A 22,978-nucleotide genomic window follows, 5' to 3' on the forward strand; every position below is an offset into this window, starting at 1 on the left:
TAACTCATGAAGTTCCCGCAACAACATACTCTTGAACAGATAGCAACAATCATTTCTTCGGAATATGTTGGGCCGGCAGATTTTCCGGTTTTGGGAATGAATGAGATCCATGTAGTGACACCGGGGGACATCGTATTTGTAGATCATCCGAAGTATTATGACAAGGCTTTAAATTCGGCTGCCACTATTGTTCTTATTAATAAGGAAGTGGAATGCCCCGAAGGAAAAGCTTTATTGATCTCAGAGGATCCTTTTCGGGATTTTAATAAGCTGACAAAATATTTCAGGCCGTTCGAAAAAGCTTCAGCAACTATTGCGGCTTCCGCAGAAATTGGGGAAGGAACTGTAGTTCAACCAGGAGCATTTGTAGGAAATAATGTGAAGATTGGTAAAAACTGTCTTATTCACGCCAATGTGAGTCTATATGACAATACCATCATTGGAGACAACGTCACCATTCATTCAGGATCTGTTTTAGGAGGTGAAGCCTTCTATTACAAAAAACGTCCTGAGGGTTATGACAAATTAATTTCCGGAGGCCGGGTTGTGATAAAAGATCATGTTGATATTGGCGCAAATTGCACCATTGACAAAGGCGTGACGGGAGATACCACCATTGGAAAAGGCACCAAACTGGATAACCTTATTCAGGTAGGACATGACACGGTGATTGGAGAAAATTGTTTGATCGCTTCCCAGGTGGGTATTGCCGGAGCAGTGGTAATTGAAGATGGTGTTACCATTTGGGGGCAGGCAGGTTTTCGCAGTGGCATAGTGGTTAAGAAAGGTGGTGTTATAATGGGCCAGGCGGGAATTACAAAATCCACAAAAGAAAATACAGTATATTCGGGAAATCCTGCGATGGAGTCGCGGGAGTGGCTTAAAGAATTGGCACTTTTAAGGCGTTTACCTAAATTAATGGAAAATTTAAAAAGTTGATATGGAACCAAAAGACTGCGTTGCAAAATTCTATTCTTCAGATTTTTACAAAAATCCCGATACAGTAAAGGAATATCTGCATCCGGAAGCACAACTTTTCTGGAACAGTAGCGCAGGATTTCATAAACTTACCTATTCAGAAATTGCCGGGATGTCCAAAGAGCTTTCTCAATCTTTTGAGCAACTAAGGGCAGATATTAGTCACCTTCTAAGCGACGGTAATATGGTAACCATAAGGTTCACCTACTACGTACGTACTGTGGAGAACCCAGACGAAGAGTTGCCAATGGCTCATTTTATAGCAATTTGGGAATGCAGGGACGGTAAAATGTTGAAAGGCCATCAGATAAGTCAGCAGGCCGATGACAGCCCCGAAAATCTTGATTCTTTCCTTCCAATTTAATTACTTAAAACTTTTAGGTTTCCTGTTTAAAAACCTAATTTTGCAACAGAAAATTCAAAAAATCAACTATGAGCGTTTTAGTCAATAAAGATTCAAAAATAATTGTTCAGGGATTCACCGGTAGTGAAGGAACTTTCCACGCAGGACAGATGATCGAATATGGAACGAATGTGGTAGGGGGAGTAACTCCGGGTAAAGGAGGACAACAACACCTCGAAAAACCTGTTTTTAATACAGTATCTGATGCTGTAAAAGAAACCGGAGCCGATGTTTCAATTATTTTTGTGCCGCCGGCATTTGCAGCGGATGCTATTATGGAAGCTGCAGACGCAGGGATCAAAGTAATTATCACTATTACCGAAGGTATCCCGGTTGCCGATATGATTAAAGCTGCCGAATATATTAAAGATAAAAATTGCCGTCTTGTAGGACCTAACTGCCCTGGGGTGATCACTCCCGGTGAAGCAAAAGTTGGGATCATGCCTGGCTTTGTCTTCAAAAAAGGGACTGTAGGGATCGTTTCAAAATCCGGAACCCTTACTTATGAAGCAGCCGATCAGGTTGTGAAACAGGGACTGGGAATCACTACTGCCATAGGAATTGGAGGAGATCCAATTATTGGAACTACTACCAAAGAAGCTGTTGAACTGTTGATGAACGATGATGAAACAGAATGTATCGTAATGATAGGTGAAATTGGTGGACAGCTTGAAGCCGATGCTGCACGTTGGGTAAAAGAAAACGGAAACCGTAAACCTGTAATTGGATTTATCGCCGGTGAAACCGCTCCAAAAGGAAGAACTATGGGGCATGCAGGTGCGATCGTAGGAGGAAGTGAAGATACAGCACAGGCCAAAAAAGCTATTTTAAAGGAGAACGGAATTCACGTTGTGGATTCTCCTGCAGAGATTGGTAAGAAAGTTAAAGAAGTAATGGGATAAGCAATCCCCTATTATTATATTGAACCTCCGTGATCGTCAAAAATGGCAATTCCGGAGGTTTTTTACTTGAAGCCACTTGTTTTATTATATTTGAAAGAATATTAACCCATACCAGGAAAACAGATATTTAATCATGAAATTATTAGAAGGAAAAAACGCTATCATTACCGGTGCCAGCAGAGGGATTGGAAAGGGCATAGCCGAGGTTTTTGCAAAACATGGAGCCAATGTGGCCTTTACCTATAGCTCTTCTGTAGAAGCAGCCAATGAGCTTGAGAAGGAACTTCAGGCATTAGGCGTGAAGGCCAAAGGATATAAGTCAAACGCTGCCGATTTTAAAGAAGCTGAAGAACTTGCCAAAAATGTCCTTGAAGACTTCGGAAGTATAGATGTGCTGGTGAACAACGCCGGGATCACGAAAGACAACCTGCTTATGAGAATGAGCGAAGAAGATTTTGATAAGGTGATCGAGGTGAACCTCAAGTCTGTATTCAATATGACCAAAGCTGTACAACGTACTATGCTGAAGCAGCGCCAGGGAAGCATCATCAACATGAGTAGTGTTGTGGGGGTTAAAGGAAATGCAGGCCAGGCCAATTACGCCGCCTCCAAGGCCGGAATGATCGGCTTCTCAAAATCCATGGCTCTGGAACTCGGTTCCCGTAATATACGAACCAATGTGATCGCTCCCGGTTTCATTGAAACCGAAATGACCGGAAAGCTGGATGAGAAAGTTGTTGAAGGCTGGAGAGATGCCATTCCGTTGAAACGTGGTGGTACGCCCGAAGATATTGCCAACACCTGCTTGTTCCTGGCAAGTGACCTAAGCGCCTACATTACCGGACAGGTGATAAATGTTGACGGCGGAATGCTGACATAAATTATTCAAACCCGCTTCTGTTCCAGGAGCGGGTTTCTTTTTAAATACATATCTGAATGCCGGCAACTACAGTGTTTCTTCTTATTGGAGCCTTTCTTCTTTCGGTAGCGCTTGCCGCATTTCAGTATTTCTTCCTGGCAAAAGGAAGATTGTCTCAAAATGCCATTTTTGCCACCTTACGTTTTATTGCTCTGTTCTCCTTGTTGGTGCTCCTCATCAATCCAAAGATCACCAATACAGAATACACTACTGAAAAACCAAACTTAGTGCTGGCCGTGGATAATTCCTCATCTATAGCCAATTTTGAAGCGGAAGATGAAGTTCGGGACCTGGTAAATAATTTAGCTGAAGATCCCGACCTCCGGGAGAAATTTGCCATTCAAACCTTCTCTTTTGGAAGGGAAGTAAACCAAAACAATGAATTCGATTTTGAGGAATCCCAGTCTGACCTGCCGTCTGTTTTTAAAGACTTTTCTACTGTTTTTGAAGGCCAAATTGCACCTGTTATTCTTATTACAGACGGAAATCAAACCGTAGGGGAAGAGTTTACTTTTGCGGCACAACGTTTCCGGCAGCCTGTAATTCCTGTGGTAGTGGGAGACACGGTAAAATACCAGGACCTTTATATTAGCCGGGTCAATGTCAATAAATATGCATTTTTAAATAATCGATTTCCGGTGGAGGTGATGGTGAATTACTCCGGAAATTCTTCCGCAGAAAGTACACTGCAGATATTTTCCGGAGAGTCAGTCGTCTATTCCAAAGCATTAAAATTTTCTCCCGAAGAGAATTCAGCAGTCATTCAGGCAGAACTTCCGGCTAATTCTATTGGGCCGCAAACATACAGGGTTGAGTTGCAGCCTTTGGAAAGCGAGAAGAATGTGCTTAATAACCGCAGGGAATTCGCAGTGGAAGTGATCGATGAGAGGACAAAGGTGTTGATCGCCTATTCCTTTCTTCATCCCGATGTGGGAGCTCTAAAAAAGGCCATTGAGAGCAATCAACAGCGGGAAGTGGAGATCAAGCCGATTTCAGAAGTTTCAGATCTTCAGGATTATCAGCTGCTCATCCTTTATCAGCCCGACAATCGCTTTAAAGATCTGTTTTCTGAACTTGAAGCTCAGAGTAAAAATTACTTTCTCATTGCCGGCCCGCGAACGGACTGGAATTTTCTAAATAACTCCCAGGACATCTTCACTCAGGAGATCACAAATCAGCCGGAAGAGTTTTTTCCTGCCTGGAATGAGAACTTCAAAGCTTTTCAAACAGAGGATATTGGATATTCAGGATTTCCGCCGCTGGAGGGCAACTTTGGAAAAATTGAGTTTTCAGAAGGCATTGATATACTCCTTTACAGGCAGATCCAGGGTGTGGATACGAATGATCCCTTACTGGCCATTGCTGAAGCAGGAGGCTCAAAAAAGGCATTTTTGATGGGCGCAAATTTGTGGCGCTGGAGGAGTGCAGTTTTCCAGGAGCGTAATTCCTTCGAAGATTTTGACAGGGTGATTGGGAACCTGGTTCAGTTCCTGGCTGCGGGAAGCCGGAAGGAACGCCTGGTGATCCATTACGAACCCTTGTATAACAGCAGCGAAGAGGTGATCCTTCAAGCCGATTTTTTTGACAGGAATTACAATTTTGATCCAAGGGCATTGCTGGAAATCAGCATTATGAATGAAGACACGGGGGATAAACGGCAAGTTCCTTTCCTGCTTAAAGAGAATTCTTATGAAGTTGATCTTAGCAGTCTTGAAGCCGGAGTTTACAATTTTACCGTAAAAGTTTCAGGAGAAGGCCTTTCCCGATCCGGAACTTTCAGGATCATGGATTTTGATGTGGAACAACAATTCGCAGGTGCTAATTTTGAAGCTTTGCAGGAAGTGGCTGAAAGTAAAGGACAGAAGGTATATTTTCACAAGGATTTTGAAGCCATAAAAGATCAGCTTTTATCAGATAATTCTTACGCCACAGTCCAGAAAAGCCAGCAAAAGGACGTACCTTTGATCGACTGGAAATATTTACTGGGAATCATCATTTTAGCCCTGAGTGCAGAATGGTTTTTGAGGAAATATTACGGTTTGATTTAAACATTTTTAATTTTTTACTATGGATAGATTGCCCAAGATTGGCCTGCCAATTCTCTTTGCAGGAATTATTTTAATTATTCTTATTGCCAAGTCCACAATTACTATTGAATCCGGGGAAGCCGGAGTTTTATACCAGACTTTTGGTGGTGGGGTAGTTGTAGATGAGCCGCCTTTAGGGGAAGGGTTTCATTTTGTAGCTCCCTGGAATAAGGTCTATGTTTATGAGGTAAGGCAGCAATCTCTGGATGAAAAAATGGAGGTGCTATCTTCAAACGGTCTGGAGATCGAACTTGATGCTTCGATCTGGTTTGAGCCGGAATATTCCAATCTTGGGGCTTTACACAAAGAAAGGGGAGAAAATTATATACAACGGGTTTTGCAACCTGCAGTGCGTTCTGCTGCCCGTGCGGTAGTGGGAAGATATAATCCAGAGCAGCTATATTCAAGTAAAAGGGAAGCCATACAGAGAGAAATATTTGAAGAGACTCAATTGTTGCTTAAGAACCAGTATGTTCAGATCAACGAAGTTCTGGTAAGGGATGTTTCTCTTCCAGCTACCATTAAGGATGCTATTGAAAGGAAGTTGCGCCAGGAACAGGAATCTTTAGAGTACGAATTCCGCTTGACAAAAGCCGAGCAGGAGGCAGAGAGACAAAGAATTGATGCCGAAGGAAAGGCTCGTGCCAACAGGATTCTTGATGCTTCCCTAACACCTTTGGTATTACGTGAAAAAGGAATTCAGGCTACCGTGGAACTTGCAAAATCTCCCAATGCCAAGGTGGTTGTAATTGGATCGGGGGATGATGGTATGCCATTGATCCTAGGGAATAATTAAGTTTTTTCGATTTTCTGTTGAAAAATTCAAATAAAGATTTATTTTTGCTTCAAACAATGAAAGCACAACAACTACATCATCATCATTCTCATTCATTCGCTCTTGCGAGGTGAGATTGATATGTGTATAACTCATATTTTGAAAACCCGTTTGAGCAGCTCAAACGGGTTTTTTTGTTCCCAATGGTCTGCTCTAACACAAATTAAAAAAGATGAACAGGATAAGAATAGCAGTACAAAAATCGGGAAGATTACACGAGGATTCCCTTAAACTTTTAAAAGACGCCGGGATTTCAATTGATAATGGCCGGGAACAACTTAAAGCAGCCTCCGGAAATTTTCCTTTGGAGATCTTTTACCTCCGCAATGGAGACATTCCGCAGTATTTAAGGGATGGAGTGGTAGATGCCGCTATTATTGGTGAGAATGTGCTGGTGGAAAAAGGTGAGGATATCATAATGGCAGAAAAGCTGGGATTTTCTAAATGCCGCGTATCCCTTGCCGTTCCGAAAGCTCTAAAGTATTCAGGCGTTGAAGATCTGCAGGGTGCAAGGATTGCTACGTCCTATCCAAATACTGTAAGGGAATATCTCTCAAAAAAGGGCGTTACAGCCGATCTTCATATCATTAACGGTTCGGTAGAGATCGCCCCAAATATTGGCCTGGCCGATGCTATTTGCGACATCGTTTCAAGTGGGAGTACACTTTTTAAGAACAACCTTAAGGAAGTAGAAGTAATGCTTAAGAGTGAGGCTGTGCTGGCTGTCTCTCCTAAAATTTCTTCGGAAAGAGATGAAATTCTGAAAAAATTACAGTTCAGAATTCAGGCTGTTTTACGTGCCCGAAATTCAAAATATATCCTGATGAACGTTCCGAATGAAAAAATGGAGCAGGTGATAAAATTGCTGCCGGGGATGAAGAGTCCTACCGTTCTTCCTTTAGCAGAAAAAGGCTGGAGCTCTTTGCACACTGTTATTTCTGAAGAACGTTTTTGGGAGGTGATCGATGAGCTGAAGCAAAACGGAGCCGAGGGTATTCTGGTGGTTCCAATTGAAAAAATGGTCCTTTAATCCTGAAACCATGAAAAAAGTTTTTGATCCAAAAAGAGCAGATTGGGAAAGCCTTTTAGAACGTCCTGTTCAGAATTTTGAAGAAGTAGAAAAGGTAGTTGCCCAGGTTTTTCGGGAGGTAAAAGCAAATGGAGATATCTCGGTAAAGAAATATTCTGAAATGTTTGACGGATTTATTCCCGAAGATCTTCAGGTTTCTACTGACGAAATAGCTTCAGCCGAAGCTAAGGTTTCCCCGGAATTAAAAGCAGCCATTCAACTGGCGAAGCAGAATATCACCACTTTTCATACTGCGCAAAAAACTGAAAAAGTTTCCGTAGAGACTTTGGCGGGAGTAAATTGCTGGCAGGAGAAGAGGCCCATACAAAAGGTGGGGCTTTATATACCGGGAGGAACTGCACCCCTGTTTTCCACAATTTTGATGCTGGCTATTCCTGCTAAAATTGCGGGTTGTAAGGAGATCATTCTTTGCACGCCTCCGGGTAAGGAAGCCGAAGTAAATCCCGTGATCCTTTACACCGCAAAACTTTGTGGAATTGATAAAATTTACAAGGTAGGTGGCATACAAGCTATAGCTGCCATGACCTTTGGCACCCAAACAATCAACAAGGTTTATAAGATCTTTGGTCCCGGAAATCAATATGTCACAGTAGCCAAACAACTGGCAACCAAATATAATGTAGCGATCGATATGCCAGCAGGGCCCTCTGAACTACTGGTTCTCGCAGATGACACTGCCGATGCAGCATTCGTTGCTTCAGACCTGCTTTCACAAGCCGAACACGGGTCAGATAGTCAGGTGATCCTGGTCTCTCTTTCTAAAAGCCTGATTGAAGATGTGGAAACCGAAATACAGCGTCAACTGGAGGACCTGCCACGAAAGGAAATCGCTGCACAGGCTATTGAACATTCGAGGTTGATCTATATCGGGTCTAAGGAAGAGGCTCTGGAGTTGATCGACGAATACGCGCCCGAACATTTTATTGTTTGTACCGCCAATCCTGACTTTTTTGTGAAAGGAATTAACAATGCGGGGTCTGTGTTCATAGGAAATTATACCCCCGAAAGTGCCGGAGATTATGCCTCGGGGACTAATCACACTTTACCAACCAATGGGTATGCGAAGCAATACAGCGGCGTGAATCTGGACAGTTTCATGAAATCCATCACCTTTCAAAAGATCTCTGCGGAAGGGATCCGGAAAATTGGTCCGGCAATAGAACTTATGGCCGAAGCTGAAGGTTTACAGGCGCACAAAAATGCTGTGACGCTAAGATTGAACAAAATAAAAGCTTCAGGAAATGAATAGAGAATTTAACCTGGAAAATCTGGTGCGACCGAATGTGCACAAGATGAAGCCTTATTCTTCGGCAAGGGATGAGTTTAAAACTGAAGGTGAAAAAATGACATTTTTGGATGCCAATGAAAATCCCTTTGAAAATGGCGTGAACCGTTATCCCGATCCTCAGCAATTAAAACTAAAGCAGGTGCTTGCTTCCCAAAAAAGGGTTTCTGTGAGTAATATTTTATTGGGGAATGGTAGTGATGAAGTTCTGGACCTGATCTTTAGAGCCTTTTGTCGGCCGCAGGTGGACAATGTAATTACGCTGCCGCCAACCTACGGAATGTACAAGGTGCTGGCGGAACTTAATGAGGTCGAAGACCGAAAGGTGCTTCTGAAGAATGATTTTCAACCCAATGTTGAAAAGATTCTTGCTGAAGTTGATGATAAGACCAAACTCATTTTCCTTTGCTCCCCCAACAATCCGACAGGAAACTCCTTTTCGGAAGTATCCGTAGAAAAGATCCTTAGAAATTTTAACGGACTTGTCGTAATAGATGAAGCTTACATAGATTTTTCAGCGGATAAAAGCTGGTTGGAGCGACTAGAGGAATTTCCTAACCTGGTGATCACTCAAACCCTTTCCAAAGCTTATGGTTTGGCCGGAATAAGGCTGGGGATCTGTTATGCTTCCGCAGAGATCATAAGTATTCTCAACAAGATCAAGCCGCCATATAATGTGAATGAGCTAACCCAGCATAAAGCGCTGGAGAGGTTGTCTAAACCGGAGGAGGTAAAACAAGAAATTGTGGTACTTCTGGAAGAAAGAAAGCGACTGGAAAATGACCTGTCAAAAATGGGCTTTGTAAAACAAATTTTTGGATCTGATGCCAATTTTCTTTTGGTAAGAGTGGAGGATGCCGGTAAAAAATATGAGCAGCTAATAAAAGCAGGAGTAGTGGTGCGCAATCGCAGCAATCAGGAGCTTTGTGAGAACACCCTCAGGTTCACCGTGGGTACTCCCGAAGAGAATAACCAACTAATCAAGATCTTAAAACAACTTGAAGCATGAAAAAAGTACTTTTTATAGACCGTGACGGCACTCTTGCTTTAGAACCCGAAGATTATCAACTGGATGACTTCAATAAGCTTGAATTTTATCCCGGGGTTTTTCAATATCTCTCGAAAATTGCAGATGAATTGGATTACGAGTTGGTGATGGTCACCAATCAGGATGGGTTGGGAACAGACTCTTTTCCCGAAGACACTTTCTGGCCGGTACAGAATTTTATTCTAAAGACTTTCGAAAATGAAGGCGTTAAATTTTCCGAAATTGTTATTGATCGCACCTTTCCTGAAGATAACGCTCCTACCAGGAAACCCGGCACCGGTCTATTAACAGCCTATTTTGATACCGAAAAATTCGACCTTCAAAATTCCTTTGTGCTTGGCGACCGGTTAACTGATATGGAACTGGCAAAAAACCTGGGTGCAAAGGGAATTTTCATTACCGGTCATGAAGACCTGGGAGTTAATGAGATCTCAGTTAAAAAAGAGGAGCTTCAGAAGCATATCGGTCTGGAGACGAACAGCTGGAAAGAAATATATGAATTCCTGAAACTGGAGGAGCGCACGGCAACCATCAACAGGAAAACCAATGAAACCGATATCTTCATTTCTCTGAATCTCGATGGCACCGGGAACAGCCGGATCGACACGGGAATAAAGTTCTTCGATCATATGCTCGATCAGATCGCCCGCCACGGACAAATGGACCTGGAGATCACCGTAAAAGGCGATTTGGAGGTAGATGAGCACCACACCATTGAAGATACTGCTATTGCCCTGGGAGAGGTTTTTTCTAAAGCTTTGGGGAACAAGCTGGGAATCGAGCGCTACGGATTTGCACTGCCAATGGATGATTGCCTGGCGCAGGTAGTAATTGACTTTGGCGGAAGAAACTGGCTGGTTTGGGAAGCGGACTTCAAAAGGGAAATGATAGGAGCTATGCCCACAGAAATGTTCTACCATTTCTTCAAATCTTTTACCGATGGCGCTAAAGCTAACCTGAATGTAAAAGCTGAAGGCACTAATGAACACCACAAAATAGAAGCAATTTTTAAGGCTTTTGCCAAGGCAATAAAGGTGGCGGTAAAAAGAGATCCAGATAAAATGATCCTACCATCGACTAAGGGAATGCTTTAGTAGATATGAGATGTGAGATATGAGATTTGAGATATGAGTATTGAGAAAAATATGGCTACTGAGAAAATTATCATCATTGATTACGGAGCGGGGAACATACAAAGTATAAAATTTGCTTTGGAAAGGCTTGGGTACGACGGAGTTTTAAGTCATGATGCTGAAGAAATAAGATCGGCAGATAAGGTGATCTTTCCGGGTGTGGGCGAGGCGAGTTCTGCTATGAAAAAGCTTAATAGTACAGGCCTGGATAAACTTATTCCGCAGCTGACTCAGCCGGTGCTTGGAATATGTCTGGGGATGCAGTTGATGTGCAACCACTCAGAAGAAGGTGATACTGCAGGTCTTGGTATATTTGATGTGGATGTCATTCATTTTGAGAAAACCCTCAAGGTACCGCATATTGGCTGGAACAGAATAAAGGACCTGAAGACGGACCTTTTTCAAGGGATAGTTGAAAATGAATTCGTTTATCTGGTCCACAGTTTTTACGCGCCCCTTTGCGCAGATACTATAGCTAAATGTGACTACGGTGTAAATTATTCTTCTGCTTTGAAAAAGGATAATTTTTACGGAGTTCAGTTTCATCCGGAGAAAAGCAGCAGTGCAGGAGAGAAAATTCTTGAAAATTTTTTGAAGTTAGATTTACGAAGTTAGAAGTACGAAGTGAAGTTAGATTTACGACGTTAGAAGTACTAACTGAAGTTAGATTTACAAAATACGATTATTAATAAGAAGAAAATGAAGGATTTAAAATCGAGAACAAAAAAATTTGCTGTTGATTGCTGGAAGTTTTGTCATAGGATTCCTCATTCGCGAGAGTATAATGCTTATGTGAATCAACTCATCAGAAGTTCAAGTTCTGTAGGAGCAAACTATCGGGGAGCTCAGAGGGCAAAGTCAACAGCTGATTTTATTAATAAACTAAAAATTGTAGAAGAGTAGGCGGATGAAAGTATGTACTTCATTGAACTGTTTCTCGAAATTCTAAATGAAAATTTAGAAGAAGCAAAAGCTCTACAGATAGAGGCAAATGAAATTTTATCTATAGTAGTTGCTTCCATAAATACTGCACGTCGCAACCAAAAATGAAATACAAAATGACTTCTAACTTCGTACTTCTAAATTCTAACTTCAAATGAGAATCATTCCAGCCATAGACATCATCGACGGAAAATGCGTAAGACTTTCCCAGGGTGATTACAATTCAAAGAAAATTTATAATGAGAATCCGCTGGAGGTGGCGAAAGAATTTCAGGATCACGGGATCAAATACCTGCACCTGGTGGATCTCGATGGCGCCAAATCAAAGCATATCGTCAATCATAAGGTTCTTGAGCAGATCGCTACAGGAACCGATCTGAAGATAGACTTTGGCGGCGGATTAAAATCTGATGAAGACCTAAAAATAGCTTTTAATAGCGGGGCTTCCCAGATCACCGGCGGAAGTATAGCGGTAAAGGATCGGGAAATCTTTTTGTTCTGGCTTGAAAAATATGGAAGCGAAAAGATCATTTTAGGGGCAGATGCAAAAGATGAGAAAGTGGCAGTAAGCGGTTGGATGGAGGATTCAAAAGAGGAGCTGATTCCTTTTATTCAGAAATATTCTGAAAATGGAATACAATATGTGATCTGTACAGATATCGCTAAAGACGGAATGCTGGAAGGCCCGTCTTTTGGATTGTACCAAAAAGTACTGAAGGAAATCCCCGGGATAAACCTTATAGCTTCCGGAGGTATTGCTGAATTTGATGATCTGCCAAAACTACAGGAATTAGGTTGTGAAGGAGCGATTTTAGGAAAGGCGATCTATGAGAATAAAATTAGCCTGAAACAACTAGAACAATTTATTTTTTAAGAGCCAGGAGCCAGGAGTAAAATTTGAAGCACCAATTTTCAAGCACCAAATTCCAATAGTAAATTAAGAGAAAGGATTTTCAAAAGAATCTCACGTCTCACATCTCAAATCTAAGATCTAAAAAATGTTAACTAAAAGAATAATCCCTTGCCTCGACATCAAAGACGGAAGAACCGTTAAAGGAGTCAATTTTGTGAGTCTTCGGGATGCCGGGGATCCGGTGGAGCTGGCTGAAATATATTCTAAAGCCGGAGCAGATGAGCTGGTTTTCCTTGACATCACTGCCACAGAAGAAAAAAGGAAAACCCTGGCAGAACTGGTGCGGAAAGTGGCGGCGACAGTAAATATTCCTTTTACCGTAGGTGGCGGAGTATCCTCGGTAGAAGATGTGGATGTGCTGCTCCAAAATGGAGCCGATAAGGTGGCGATCAATTCGGCGGCAGTGAAGAATCCGCAGTTGATCAATGAGCTGGCAGCAAAATTTGGAAAGCAGTGTATTGTTGTTGCAATAGATGCTAAACAAGTTCGGGGTCAATGGCTGGTGCACCTTGTCGGCGGAAAAGTTCCAACAGAAATTGACCTTTTTGACTGGGCAAAAGAGGTAGAGCAAAGAGGGGCCGGAGAAATTCTGTTCACTTCCATGGATCATGACGGCACCAAAAATGGCTTTGCAAATGAAGCTTTGGAAAAGCTTTCAGGAATGGTGAATATTCCGGTAATAGCTTCGGGTGGAGCAGGGGAAATTCAGCATTTTTGCGATACCTTCAAAAATGGAAAAGCCGATGCTGCTTTGGCAGCCAGTGTCTTCCATTTTAAAGAGATCGAAATAAAAGATCTGAAACAGGAGATGAAGGAACAGGGGATTGAAGTTAGATTGTAGAAGTTAGAAGTACGAAAAGAAATAGCGGGTTACCAGTTGCAGGTTACAGGTTGCGTAGTAAAAGGTAAAATTGTTTACTGATCACTGCGCACTGTCTACTAAAAAGTGAGGGAGGTCTCGACTTCGCCCGACCTGACAGCAAAAGAAAAAGATTTAAGATATAAATTATGAAAATAGATTTTTCAAAAGATAAAGATGGTTTAGTGCCTGCAATTATTCAGGATGCGGAGACTAAGAATGTGCTCATGTTGGGATATATGAATGAGGAAGCACTGGAGAAAACTAAAGCTTCAGGAAAGGTAACCTTTTTCAGTAGAAGCAAACAGCGACTCTGGACCAAAGGGGAAGAAAGCGGAAATTATTTGAATCTGGTCGATTTAAAAGTGGATTGTGACAAGGATACTTTGTTGGTTACTGTCAATCCGCAGGGGCCAACCTGCCATAAAGGAACCGATACCTGCTGGGGAGAAAAAAATGTTTCAGAAATGTCATTTTTGAATCAGCTGGAAGAGGTGATCTCCGATAGAAGGTCAAATCCCGAAAATGAAAAAAGTTATGTGGCTTCCCTTTTCAGAAGCGGAATGAATAAGATTGCGCAAAAGGTAGGTGAGGAGGCAGTGGAAGTGGTAATTGAGGCAAAAGATGAGAACGATGAGCTGTTTCTAAACGAAAGTGCCGACCTGCTTTTCCATTACCTTATCCTGCTGCAGGCAAAAGGATTTAAACTCGGGGATGTTATACAAATTCTGGAAAAAAGACATAGCAAAAAATAAAAAAAGCCTGTGGAATTTATCACAGGCTTCTTTCATTCTTTTACTTCTATTTACTTAGAATCTTCAGAATTGGTTTCCTTTTTGGCTTTTTCCACCTTTATGGTCAATTCCTTTTTCTCTTCATCAAGATCCATATAGACCTTATCTCCTTCAGAAATATGGGAGGTAATGATCTCTTCGGCCAATGCATCTTCAATATATTTTTGAATAGCACGGTTCAATGGTCTTGCACCATATTGCTTATCAAAACCTTTTTCGGCAATATAATCCTTGGCTTTTGGACTTAATTCAAGATCGTATCCAAGAGCTCCAATTCTTCCGAAAAGTTTCTCCAATTCAATGTCAATGATCTTATGGATATCTTCCTGTTCAAGAGGATTAAAGATCACAACATCATCAACCCTGTTAAGGAACTCAGGAGCAAAGGCTTTTTTCAAGGCACTTTCGATCACGCTGCGTGCGTTCTCATCCACCTGGGATTTCTTGGCTGCAGTACCAAAACCTACACCCTGGCCAAAATCTTTAAGTTTTCGGGCTCCAATGTTGGATGTCATGATGATGATTGTATTTCTAAAGTCGATCTTACGACCTAAACTGTCAGTCAAATATCCGTCATCAAGTACCTGTAACAACATATTGAATACATCGGGGTGAGCTTTTTCCACCTCATCCAATAAAATTACCGCGTAAGGTTTACGACGTACTTTTTCAGTAAGCTGTCCACCCTCTTCATATCCTACGTATCCCGGAGGTGCACCGATCAATCTGCTCACCGCGAATTTTTCCATGTATTCACTCATGTCGATACGGATCAAAGCATCCTCGTTGTCAAACAGCTCGCGCGAAAGTATCTTTGCCAACTGAGTTTTACCAACCCCGGTTTGTCCAAGGAAAATAAAGGAACCAATGGGTTTGTTAGGATCTTTAAGCCCCGCGCGGTTACGCTGAATGGCTTTTACAACTTTACCTACAGCTTCGTCCTGTCCAATAACTTTTCCTTTGATCAATTCAGGTAACTGGTAAAGTTTGTTGATCTCTGTTTGGGCAATCCTGTTGACCGGAACTCCGGTCATCATGGAAACTACATCAGCCACGTTATCTTCGGTCACCGTTTCACGATGCATCTTAGATTCTTCTTCCCACTTAGCCTGAGCTTTTGCAAGATCTTTTTCTATGTTCTTCTCATCGTCACGCAGTTTGGCAGCTTCTTCATACTTCTGTTTTTTAACAACAGTATTCTTAAGCTCTCTCACTTCTTCCAGCTTACGCTCCAGCTCCAGGATCTGCTTTGGCACATCAATATTTGTGATGTGAACGCGGGATCCGGCCTCATCAAGGGCATCAATAGCCTTATCCGGAAGGAATCTATCTGTCATGTATCTGCTGGTAAGCTTCACACATGCTTCAATAGCTTCGTCTGTATATGTAACGTTGTGATGTTCTTCGTACTTGTCTTTAATATTATTAAGGATCTCGATAGTCTCTTCAATGGTAGTAGGTTCTACGATCACCTTTTGGAAACGTCGTTCGAGTGCTCCATCTTTTTCAATATACTGCCTGTATTCGTCGAGAGTAGTAGCACCAATACATTGGATTTCTCCTCTTGCAAGGGCCGGCTTGAACATGTTGCTGGCATCCAGACTTCCTGTGGCACCACCGGCACCTACAATCGTATGGATCTCATCAATGAAAAGAATAATGTCGTCATTCTTTTCCAACTCATTCATTACCGCTTTCATACGCTCCTCGAATTGTCCACGGTATTTTGTCCCTGCAACCAAACTCGCCAGGTCAAGAGTTACAACGCGTTTATCAAAAAGGATTCTAGAAACCTTCCTTTTTACAATACGCAGTGCAAGACCTTCAGCGATTGCCGATTTACCAACCCCGGGTTCTCCAATAAGTAAAGGGTTGTTCTTTTTTCTTCGGCTCAAGATCTGCGATACGCGCTCGATTTCTTTTTCACGACCTACTACCGGATCTAGTTTATCCAGCTCTGCCAGAGCAGTAAGATCCCTTCCGAAGTTATCAAGAACCGGAGTTTTAGATTTCTTAGTGGTTTTCCCTGAAGTTCCGGCAAAAGGATTGCTTTTTCCGGCATCATCTGCAGTTGCATCTTCATCAGAAAATGATTCTGAAGTAGGGGAATCGATATAATCGTCTTCGTTGGTGATCATATATTTAAACTGGTCTTTGACTCCGTCATAATCAACCTTAAGCTTATTCAGAAGCTTTGTTGTAGGGTCGTTTTCATTTCTTAATATGCACAACAGGAGGTGAGCAGTATTAATGGAAGTGCTTTGGAAAAGCTTGGCTTCCAAAAATGTGGTTTTAAGGGCTCTTTCTGCCTGTCGTGTAAGGTGAAGATTTCTCTTCTCGTTAGATTCTACTGCCGCGTTAGGATTTGCAGGGCTAAGGATCTCGACTTTTCTTCTCAAATGAGTCAGGTCTACATCAAGGGCGTTCAAAATATTGATGGCCTTACCATCACCGTCCCTAAGCAGGCCCAGCATCAAATGTTCTGTACCTATAAAGTCGTGACCAAGCCGCAGGGCTTCTTCTTTACTGTAGGCAATTACATCTTTTACTCTTGGTGAAAAATTATCATCCATGTTAATTCCTTTCTCTCTAATTATTTTTATTCAGGTTTCAAAAACCATACCCGATTGTGAATAATTCGGGTTGATTGCCTTTAAGCTAATTGACAAAAATGCTTCTTTATTACAAAGCAGAATGTAATGAACTTATTAACCAAGCACAACTAAAAATTTGTTAATAAAATACAAGAAAACCTCAACGAATAGTGCCTTCGGGTGGGGTAAAATGCGTAAATTGGCACGTTAGATTTTTGAACCAAAATATAGATATTTATGGCTGAGGGAGAAAAGTTAATTCCTATCAATATTGAAGATGAAATGAAGTCGGCTTACATTGATTATTCAATGTCGGTCATTGTGTCACGTGCACTGCCAGACGTACGTGACGGCTTAAAACCGGTTCACCGCCGGGTTTTATACGGAATGTATGAACTAGGAGTTCTTTCCAACAGGGCTCACAAGAAATCGGCCAGGATCGTAGGGGAAGTATTGGGTAAGTTTCACCCTCACGGGGATTCTTCAGTATATGACACTATGGTGCGTATGGCTCAGGAATGGAGTTTACGATATATGCTCGTTGACGGGCAGGGTAACTTTGGAAGTATTGACGGCGACAGTCCGGCAGCGATGCGATATACTGAAGCCAGAATGCGCAAGATCAGCGAAGACATGCTTGCCGATATCGATAAGGAAACTGTAGATACCCAGTTAAACTTCGATGATACGCTACATGAACCGGTAGTACTGCCTACCCGAATTCCTAATCTTTTAGTCAATGGTGCCAGCGGTATTGCGGTTGGTATGGCTACAAACATGCCGCCTCACAACCTTTCTGAAGTTGTTGACGGGGTAGTGGCTTATATCGACAATCACGATGTGACTATAGATGAATTGATAGAGCACGTGAAAGCGCCCGATTTTCCAACAGGAGGAACCATCTATGGTTATGACGGGGTTAGGGAAGCTTTTAAAACCGGTCGCGGTAGAGTAGTGTTGAGAGCAAAAGCTCACACCGAAGAAGTGGCAGGGAAAGAAGCGATCATAGTTACTGAAATTCCTTACCAGGTCAACAAAGCCGAAATGATCAAGAAAACGGCCGACCTTGTAAACGAGAAGAAGATAGAAGGTATTTCTTTGATAAGGGATGAGTCTGACCGTAACGGGATGAGAATCGTTTATATCCTTAAAAGGGATGCTATTCCAAACATTGTATTAAACACCCTTTATAAGCATACCGCTTTACAAAGCTCCTTTAGTGTAAACAACATTGCACTGGTTAAAGGACGCCCGCAGATGCTTAACCTTAAAGACATGATCCAGTATTTTGTGGAGCATCGTCATGAGGTAGTTGTACGTCGTACTGAGTATGAACTTCGTAAAGCTGAAGAAAGAGCACATATCCTGGAAGGATTGATCATTGCTTCAGATAATATTGATGAAGTAATTGCATTAATAAGGTCCTCCAGCAATGCTGATGAAGCACGTGCAAAATTAGTTGAGCGTTTTGAACTTTCCGAATTGCAGGCGAAGGCGATCGTAGAGATGCGATTGAGACAACTTACCGGCCTGGAGCAGGACAAGTTGAGAGCAGAATATGATGAATTAATGTTGACCATCGAAGATCTTAAGGATATTCTAGCCCGTAAAGAGCGAAGAATGGAAGTGATCAAAGATGAAATGCTTGAGGTGAAAGAGAAGTATGGGGATGAAAGACGTTCCAATATTGAATATGCCGGTGGAGATCTAAGCATGGAAGATATGATCCCTGATGAGCAGGTAGTGATCACCATTTCTCATGCAGGATATATCAAAAGAACTTCCCTTACAGAATACAAAACCCAAAACCGTGGCGGGGTAGGACAAAAAGGTTCTACTACGCGTAATGAAGACTTCCTTGAAAACCTTTTCATTGGAACCAATCACCAGTACATGTTATTTTTTACTGAAAAAGGTAAATGCTTCTGGATGAGAGTCTTTGAGATCCCTGAAGGAAGTAAAACTTCAAAAGGTAGAGCCATTCAGAATCTTATCAATCTTGAGCCGGATGATAAGCTGAAAGCCTTTATTTGTACCAAAGATCTTAAAGATGAGGAGTACATTAACAGTCACTATGTGATTATGGCCACTAAGAAAGGACAGGTGAAGAAGACTTCTCTTGAACAATATTCCCGTCCAAGAACCAATGGTATCAATGCGATTACCATTAGAGAAGGAGATGAGCTTCTGGAGGCAAGGTTGACCACAGGTGAAAGCCAGGTCATGTTGGCTCTTAAGAGTGGTAAAGCTATTCGCTTCGACGAGAGCAAGACAAGACCAATGGGAAGGAATGCGTCAGGAGTAAGAGGTATAACTCTTGCCGATGATAATGATGAAGTAGTTGGAATGATCGCGATCCAAAATCCGCAGGAAGAAACCGTATTGGTGGTTTCAGAAAACGGCTATGGAAAACGAACTTATATTGATGACCCCGAAGATGGGGAACCAATCTACAGAATTACCAACCGTGGAGGAAAAGGAGTAAAAACCATTTCCATCACGCCAAAAACAGGTAATTTGGTTGCAATTAAGAATGTGACCGATCTTGATGATCTTATGATCATCAATAAATCTGGACTGGCCATACGTACATCAGTGTCAAATTTAAGAGTAATGGGAAGAGCAACTCAGGGAGTACGTCTCATTAATCTTAAGAATAACGATTCTATTGCTGCTGTTGCGAAAGTCATCAACGAAGAGGAAGATGTGGAGGATGTTGCAGATGATGCAACACCCGAAAACAATGGACTCAACGAGGATGGCACAACTCTTGCAAACGATAGTGAAGAATAACTTTAAACAAACCCAAAAAAGATGAAAACTAGAATTTTAACGGCGGTACTAGCTTTGTTTACTGTCGTATCATTTGCGCAGAAAAAGGAAATTAAACGTGCCGGAAAAGCTGTTGAAAAAGGTGAATATCAGGAGGCTAAAGATTATTTAAATCAGGCGGAAGCTCAATTGGCTAATGCAGATGAGGATGAAAAAGCAGAATTTTACCTTTATAAAGGCTATGCCTTAATTGGAAACGGAGAAAATGTACCTGCGGCTGATTTGATGGCAGCATCTGAAGCTATGCAAAAAGCAAAGGAATTGGGACATGCTGAAGCACAACAGGGAGCAACTGCAGTAAGTAACGCTCTTGTAAATTCTGCAATTGCCGATCAAAATGCTGAAAAGTATGGGCAGGCTGCAGAAAAGCTTAACTCTGCTTATAGAATGAATACCCAGGATACTCTTTATTTGTATTATGCTGCTTCCAATGCTGTAAATGGACAGGATTATGACTCAGCGCTTAAATACTATGAGGAGCTACAAGATCTTGGTTTTACAGGTGAAGAAGTGATCTACACTGCTGTAAATAAAGAAACCGGAGAAGAGGAAAGAATGGCTTCAAAGGAGCAAAGAGATCTTTTCGTAAAAGCCGGAACTTATATTAATCCGCAGGAGAAAAAATCTGAATCCAGAAAAGGAGAAATAGCTAAGAACATTGCTTTGATCTATATTGAAAAAGGAGAGAAGGATAAAGCTATTGCAGCAATGGAAACTGCCAAGAAAGAAAATCCAAATGATGCAGGTCTAATGCAGGCAGAAGCAGATATGTACTATAAGATGGGCGATATGAAAAAGTATCGTGAGACTATTGAAAAAGTAGTTGAGCAAAACCCAAATGATGCTATCTTGTATTATAATCTTGGAGTGAGCTCTGCAGAACTAGGAGAGCATGAGCGTGCGATCGAATATTATAAGAGAGCTATCGAGCTTGATCCTGAAATGAGCAATGCCCGTATCAATATTGCCTTCGTGATCTTGTCTAAAGAGCAGCCTCTTGTTGAAGAAATGAATAAACTTGGAATGAGTAAGGCAGATCAAAAGAAATATGATGAGCTGGCTAAAGAACGTCAGGAAATCTACAAGGAAGCTCTTCCACACCTTCAGAAGGTAATTGCTAAAGATCCTACGAACATCGAAGCTGCAAGAACTATAATGAATATCCATTATCAGTTAAACCAGAATGAAGAGGCAGAAGCCATGAAAGCTAAAATTGCTGAAATGGAAGCTTCTACTGCTGCACCGACCAACGGACAGTAATATTATCTTTAAAAAGATGTCAGTAAAAAACCCGCTCGATTGAGCGGGTTTTTTTATATGATCTTTTTTATAACTCTTAATTGATGGGTATGCCGTTTTACTTCGGCATTATAAATGCCCGAATGATCGATTCGGTCCAGTCGTACCTTCCCGTCGACATGAATGATGTAATTGTCACTCATCATAATTCCTACATGATTGATGATCCCTTCGGCATTATCAAAGAAAGCCAGATCCCCGGGTTCGCTTTCCTCTATAAAACTAAGTGACTCCCCCTGGTGTGCCTGTTGAGCAGCATTTCTTAAAAGTTTATGACCATTAAGTTTATAAACCATCTGAGTGAAACCGCTGGCATCTATCCCAAAAGGAGATTTTCCTCCCCAGAGGTAGGGTGCATTGAGGTACAAAAATGCCGTTTCAAGCAGTTTATCTTTTGGCTTACTTCCGGAAGCTATGCTGCCACTATGCTGGTGTTGCATAAGACCAACGCCGTTCAAAACGGCCCCCATGGGTATGGATATTAACTGTTCTCCTTTTGAAACGAATTCGACGAGATCTGCACAAAGCAGAGGAGTTTCAGCATTAATCCCCTCAAATTCTTCTGCGGAAATTTTTTGAAACTGTTTGTTCTCGACCCAGGCTTCCAAATTATCATAAGCAGATTTTATCCTCGACCATTGAGCACGTTCTTCAAGAATCTGAAACACCTCCCCGTACAATAACTGGCTAAGCATTTGAGAAGTATGTGCAGGTTCAATCCTAAGAGGAACAATGCCTAAATTGCAAATGGCATATTGCATCAAAAACAGGTTTTGAAATAAGAATTATTGACGCTCAAGGATCATTGCCGAAGCACCGCCCCCGCCATTACAAACAGCTGCAGCACCTATTTTACCATCATTCTGTTTCAGGACATTCAATAGTGTCACAAGGATTCTCGCTCCGGAACAACCCAGTGGGTGACCAAGAGAAACTGCACCTCCATTAACATTCACGTTTTTGTCTTCTAATCCAAGGATCTTCATATTTACCAGACCTACTACAGAGAAGGCCTCATTAAATTCAAAGTAATCCACTTTATCAATAGAAATTCCTGCCTTGTCAAGGGCTTTAGGAAGCGCCTTGGCCGGTGCTGTAGTAAACCAGATTGGATCTGTTGCTGCATCTGCAAATCCTTTTATGCTTGCTAATATTTCCAATCCCAGCTCTTCTGCTTTCTCACGGCTCATAAGAACCAGAGCGGCGGCACCATCATTTATTGTGGAAGCATTTGCAGCCGTAACTGTTCCTTCTTTTCCAAAAGCAGGGCGTAAAGAAGCAATTTTATCCATCTTTACATTCTTGTATTCTTCGTCCTCCTTAACGATAACAGGATCTCCTTTACGTTGAGGGACTTCTACCGGAACAACTTCTTCATTAAATTTTCCATCTTCCCAGGCTTTGCGGGAACGTTCATATGACTGAATGGCGAATTTATCCTGCTCTTCCCTGGTATAATTATGTTCTTTAGCACAATGATCTGCAGCTACTCCCATAGCATTGTGATCATAGGCATCAACCAAACCATCTTTTTGCATGCCGTCTTCCATTTGAGCCGGTCCAAATTTGTGACCATTTCTAAGGTGTAGGTAATGAGGAATTAAACTCATATTTTCCATACCCCCGGCTACAACTATACTGGCATCTCCAAGGCTAATAGCCTGTGCAGCCTGCATCACGGCTTTCATCCCGCTGGCACAAACCTTGTTGACAGTAGTACATGGTACGCTGGTAGGAATACCCGCGCCAAGAGCAGCTTGTCTTGCCGGAGCCTGGCCATTCCCGGCCTGTACTACGTTACCCATAAGTACCTCTTCCACCATTTCTGGCTTAAGATTGATCTTTGCCAAAGCTCCTTTTATTGCAATAGATCCCAGCTTTGTTGCGGGAACAGTGGATAGGCTTCCTAAAAAACTTCCTATAGGAGTTCTTGCGGCGCTCACTATGACTACTTCCTTATTCATGTTTTTGGATTTTAGATTTACTCTCGCGAATTTAATGATTTTATAAGGAACAAACCAGCTGCTTCTCTACAGCCGGCTTTTTTTACTACATTTGATGTGAG

The 22,978-nt window shown here is 41.9% G+C and carries 20 protein-coding genes; 17 read left to right on the top strand and 3 right to left on the bottom strand.

Annotation, left to right across the window (positions count from 1 at the left end; genetic code table 11):
• Nucleotides 1–6: 6 nt before the first annotated feature.
• The 15 genes from CRO16_RS08000 (at nt 7) to hisIE (ending at nt 14,149) form a co-directional block, all read left to right on the top strand.
• Nucleotides 7–939 carry a UDP-3-O-(3-hydroxymyristoyl)glucosamine N-acyltransferase gene (locus tag CRO16_RS08000; protein ID WP_097055869.1) on the top strand — a complete coding sequence of 311 codons (933 nt, stop codon included), beginning with the start codon at nt 7–9 and terminating at the stop codon, nt 937–939.
• 1 nt (nt 940) lies between these two features.
• The gene (locus CRO16_RS08005; protein ID WP_097055870.1) at nt 941–1,342 is read left to right on the top strand and encodes a nuclear transport factor 2 family protein; all 402 of its coding nucleotides are present in this window, start codon (nt 941–943) and stop codon (nt 1,340–1,342) included.
• 68 nt (nt 1,343–1,410) lie between these two features.
• Nucleotides 1,411–2,283, top strand: a complete 873-nt coding sequence (sucD, locus tag CRO16_RS08010) for a succinate--CoA ligase subunit alpha (RefSeq protein ID WP_097055871.1) — start codon at nt 1,411–1,413, stop codon at nt 2,281–2,283.
• Nucleotides 2,284–2,416: 133 nt separating this feature from the next.
• Complete coding sequence (fabG, locus tag CRO16_RS08015; RefSeq protein WP_097055872.1) at nt 2,417–3,163, top strand: 3-oxoacyl-[acyl-carrier-protein] reductase; 747 nt, start codon at nt 2,417–2,419, stop codon at nt 3,161–3,163.
• Nucleotides 3,164–3,219: 56 nt separating this feature from the next.
• The gene (locus CRO16_RS08020) at nt 3,220–5,250 is read left to right on the top strand and encodes a hypothetical protein (protein ID WP_097055873.1); all 2,031 of its coding nucleotides are present in this window, start codon (nt 3,220–3,222) and stop codon (nt 5,248–5,250) included.
• 19 nt (nt 5,251–5,269) lie between these two features.
• Nucleotides 5,270–6,085 carry a prohibitin family protein gene (locus CRO16_RS08025; protein ID WP_097055874.1) on the top strand — a complete coding sequence of 272 codons (816 nt, stop codon included), beginning with the start codon at nt 5,270–5,272 and terminating at the stop codon, nt 6,083–6,085.
• Nucleotides 6,086–6,296: 211 nt separating this feature from the next.
• Nucleotides 6,297–7,154 carry an ATP phosphoribosyltransferase gene (hisG, locus tag CRO16_RS08030; protein WP_097055875.1) on the top strand — a complete coding sequence of 286 codons (858 nt, stop codon included), beginning with the start codon at nt 6,297–6,299 and terminating at the stop codon, nt 7,152–7,154.
• 10 nt (nt 7,155–7,164) lie between these two features.
• The gene (hisD, locus tag CRO16_RS08035; protein WP_097055876.1) at nt 7,165–8,463 is read left to right on the top strand and encodes a histidinol dehydrogenase; all 1,299 of its coding nucleotides are present in this window, start codon (nt 7,165–7,167) and stop codon (nt 8,461–8,463) included.
• Nucleotides 8,456–9,508, top strand: a complete 1,053-nt coding sequence (gene hisC / locus CRO16_RS08040) for a histidinol-phosphate transaminase (protein ID WP_097055877.1) — start codon at nt 8,456–8,458, stop codon at nt 9,506–9,508. The genes hisD and hisC overlap by 8 nt, the downstream gene beginning before the upstream one ends.
• Complete coding sequence (gene hisB, locus CRO16_RS08045) at nt 9,505–10,641, top strand: bifunctional histidinol-phosphatase/imidazoleglycerol-phosphate dehydratase HisB (RefSeq protein ID WP_097055878.1); 1,137 nt, start codon at nt 9,505–9,507, stop codon at nt 10,639–10,641. The genes hisC and hisB overlap by 4 nt, the downstream gene beginning before the upstream one ends.
• Nucleotides 10,642–10,674: 33 nt before the next feature.
• Nucleotides 10,675–11,295: an imidazole glycerol phosphate synthase subunit HisH gene (gene hisH, locus CRO16_RS08050; RefSeq protein ID WP_245858949.1), complete on the top strand. Its 621-nt coding sequence runs from the start codon at nt 10,675–10,677 to the stop codon at nt 11,293–11,295.
• Between the two features lie 84 nt (nt 11,296–11,379).
• The gene (locus CRO16_RS16320; RefSeq protein ID WP_245858952.1) at nt 11,380–11,583 is read left to right on the top strand and encodes a four helix bundle protein; all 204 of its coding nucleotides are present in this window, start codon (nt 11,380–11,382) and stop codon (nt 11,581–11,583) included.
• 193 nt (nt 11,584–11,776) lie between these two features.
• Nucleotides 11,777–12,496 carry a 1-(5-phosphoribosyl)-5-[(5-phosphoribosylamino)methylideneamino]imidazole-4-carboxamide isomerase gene (gene hisA, locus CRO16_RS08060; RefSeq protein ID WP_097055879.1) on the top strand — a complete coding sequence of 240 codons (720 nt, stop codon included), beginning with the start codon at nt 11,777–11,779 and terminating at the stop codon, nt 12,494–12,496.
• 124 nt (nt 12,497–12,620) lie between these two features.
• Entirely contained in the window at nt 12,621–13,376 is a 756-nt protein-coding gene (gene hisF, locus CRO16_RS08065; RefSeq protein ID WP_097055880.1) for an imidazole glycerol phosphate synthase subunit HisF, read from the top strand.
• Nucleotides 13,377–13,543: 167 nt separating this feature from the next.
• A complete protein-coding gene (gene hisIE / locus CRO16_RS08070) occupies nt 13,544–14,149 on the top strand; it encodes a bifunctional phosphoribosyl-AMP cyclohydrolase/phosphoribosyl-ATP diphosphatase HisIE (RefSeq protein WP_097055881.1) in 606 nt (201 codons plus the stop codon).
• Nucleotides 14,150–14,199: 50 nt separating this feature from the next.
• Here hisIE and CRO16_RS08075 read toward each other — a convergent pair whose 3' ends face one another.
• On the bottom strand, nt 14,200–16,761 hold the full coding sequence (locus tag CRO16_RS08075; RefSeq protein ID WP_097055882.1) for an ATP-dependent Clp protease ATP-binding subunit: 2,562 nt from the start codon (nt 16,759–16,761) through the stop codon (nt 14,200–14,202).
• 258 nt (nt 16,762–17,019) lie between these two features.
• On the opposite strand from CRO16_RS08075, the gene gyrA reads away from it, so the two are divergent.
• Nucleotides 17,020–19,575: a DNA gyrase subunit A gene (gene gyrA, locus CRO16_RS08080; RefSeq protein WP_097055883.1), complete on the top strand. Its 2,556-nt coding sequence runs from the start codon at nt 17,020–17,022 to the stop codon at nt 19,573–19,575.
• 21 nt (nt 19,576–19,596) lie between these two features.
• On the top strand, nt 19,597–20,874 hold the full coding sequence (locus CRO16_RS08085) for a tetratricopeptide repeat protein (RefSeq protein ID WP_097055884.1): 1,278 nt from the start codon (nt 19,597–19,599) through the stop codon (nt 20,872–20,874).
• Between the two features lie 53 nt (nt 20,875–20,927).
• On the opposite strand, the gene CRO16_RS08090 is transcribed toward CRO16_RS08085, so the two are convergent.
• Together CRO16_RS08090 and CRO16_RS08095 are read right to left on the bottom strand one after the other, a co-directional pair.
• Nucleotides 20,928–21,674, bottom strand: a complete 747-nt coding sequence (locus CRO16_RS08090) for a C40 family peptidase (RefSeq protein WP_097055885.1) — start codon at nt 21,672–21,674, stop codon at nt 20,928–20,930.
• Between the two features lie 24 nt (nt 21,675–21,698).
• On the bottom strand, nt 21,699–22,877 hold the full coding sequence (locus tag CRO16_RS08095; RefSeq protein WP_097055886.1) for an acetyl-CoA C-acyltransferase: 1,179 nt from the start codon (nt 22,875–22,877) through the stop codon (nt 21,699–21,701).
• Nucleotides 22,878–22,978 lie beyond the last annotated feature (101 nt).

It is taken from the genome of Salinimicrobium sediminis (assembly GCF_900215295.1).
Classification (GTDB): domain Bacteria; phylum Bacteroidota; class Bacteroidia; order Flavobacteriales; family Flavobacteriaceae; genus Salinimicrobium; species Salinimicrobium sediminis.

Excerpts from the sequence above, each read along its gene's own strand:
- CRO16_RS08000 (WP_097055869.1), top strand. The coding sequence starts at position 7 with ATGAAGTTCCCGCAACAACATACTCTTGAACAGATAGCAACAATCATT.
- CRO16_RS08005 (WP_097055870.1), top strand. The coding sequence starts at position 941 with ATGGAACCAAAAGACTGCGTTGCAAAATTCTATTCTTCAGATTTTTAC.
- sucD (WP_097055871.1), top strand. The coding sequence starts at position 1,411 with ATGAGCGTTTTAGTCAATAAAGATTCAAAAATAATTGTTCAGGGATTC.
- fabG (WP_097055872.1), top strand. The coding sequence starts at position 2,417 with ATGAAATTATTAGAAGGAAAAAACGCTATCATTACCGGTGCCAGCAGA.
- CRO16_RS08020 (WP_097055873.1), top strand. The coding sequence starts at position 3,220 with ATGCCGGCAACTACAGTGTTTCTTCTTATTGGAGCCTTTCTTCTTTCG.
- CRO16_RS08025 (WP_097055874.1), top strand. The coding sequence starts at position 5,270 with ATGGATAGATTGCCCAAGATTGGCCTGCCAATTCTCTTTGCAGGAATT.
- hisG (WP_097055875.1), top strand. The coding sequence starts at position 6,297 with ATGAACAGGATAAGAATAGCAGTACAAAAATCGGGAAGATTACACGAG.
- hisD (WP_097055876.1), top strand. The coding sequence starts at position 7,165 with ATGAAAAAAGTTTTTGATCCAAAAAGAGCAGATTGGGAAAGCCTTTTA.
- hisC (WP_097055877.1), top strand. The coding sequence starts at position 8,456 with ATGAATAGAGAATTTAACCTGGAAAATCTGGTGCGACCGAATGTGCAC.
- hisB (WP_097055878.1), top strand. The coding sequence starts at position 9,505 with ATGAAAAAAGTACTTTTTATAGACCGTGACGGCACTCTTGCTTTAGAA.
- hisH (WP_245858949.1), top strand. The coding sequence starts at position 10,675 with ATGAGTATTGAGAAAAATATGGCTACTGAGAAAATTATCATCATTGAT.
- CRO16_RS16320 (WP_245858952.1), top strand. The coding sequence starts at position 11,380 with ATGAAGGATTTAAAATCGAGAACAAAAAAATTTGCTGTTGATTGCTGG.
- hisA (WP_097055879.1), top strand. The coding sequence starts at position 11,777 with ATGAGAATCATTCCAGCCATAGACATCATCGACGGAAAATGCGTAAGA.
- hisF (WP_097055880.1), top strand. The coding sequence starts at position 12,621 with ATGTTAACTAAAAGAATAATCCCTTGCCTCGACATCAAAGACGGAAGA.
- hisIE (WP_097055881.1), top strand. The coding sequence starts at position 13,544 with ATGAAAATAGATTTTTCAAAAGATAAAGATGGTTTAGTGCCTGCAATT.
- CRO16_RS08075 (WP_097055882.1), bottom strand. The coding sequence starts at position 16,761 with ATGGATGATAATTTTTCACCAAGAGTAAAAGATGTAATTGCCTACAGT.
- gyrA (WP_097055883.1), top strand. The coding sequence starts at position 17,020 with ATGGCTGAGGGAGAAAAGTTAATTCCTATCAATATTGAAGATGAAATG.
- CRO16_RS08085 (WP_097055884.1), top strand. The coding sequence starts at position 19,597 with ATGAAAACTAGAATTTTAACGGCGGTACTAGCTTTGTTTACTGTCGTA.
- CRO16_RS08090 (WP_097055885.1), bottom strand. The coding sequence starts at position 21,674 with ATGCAATATGCCATTTGCAATTTAGGCATTGTTCCTCTTAGGATTGAA.
- CRO16_RS08095 (WP_097055886.1), bottom strand. The coding sequence starts at position 22,877 with ATGAATAAGGAAGTAGTCATAGTGAGCGCCGCAAGAACTCCTATAGGA.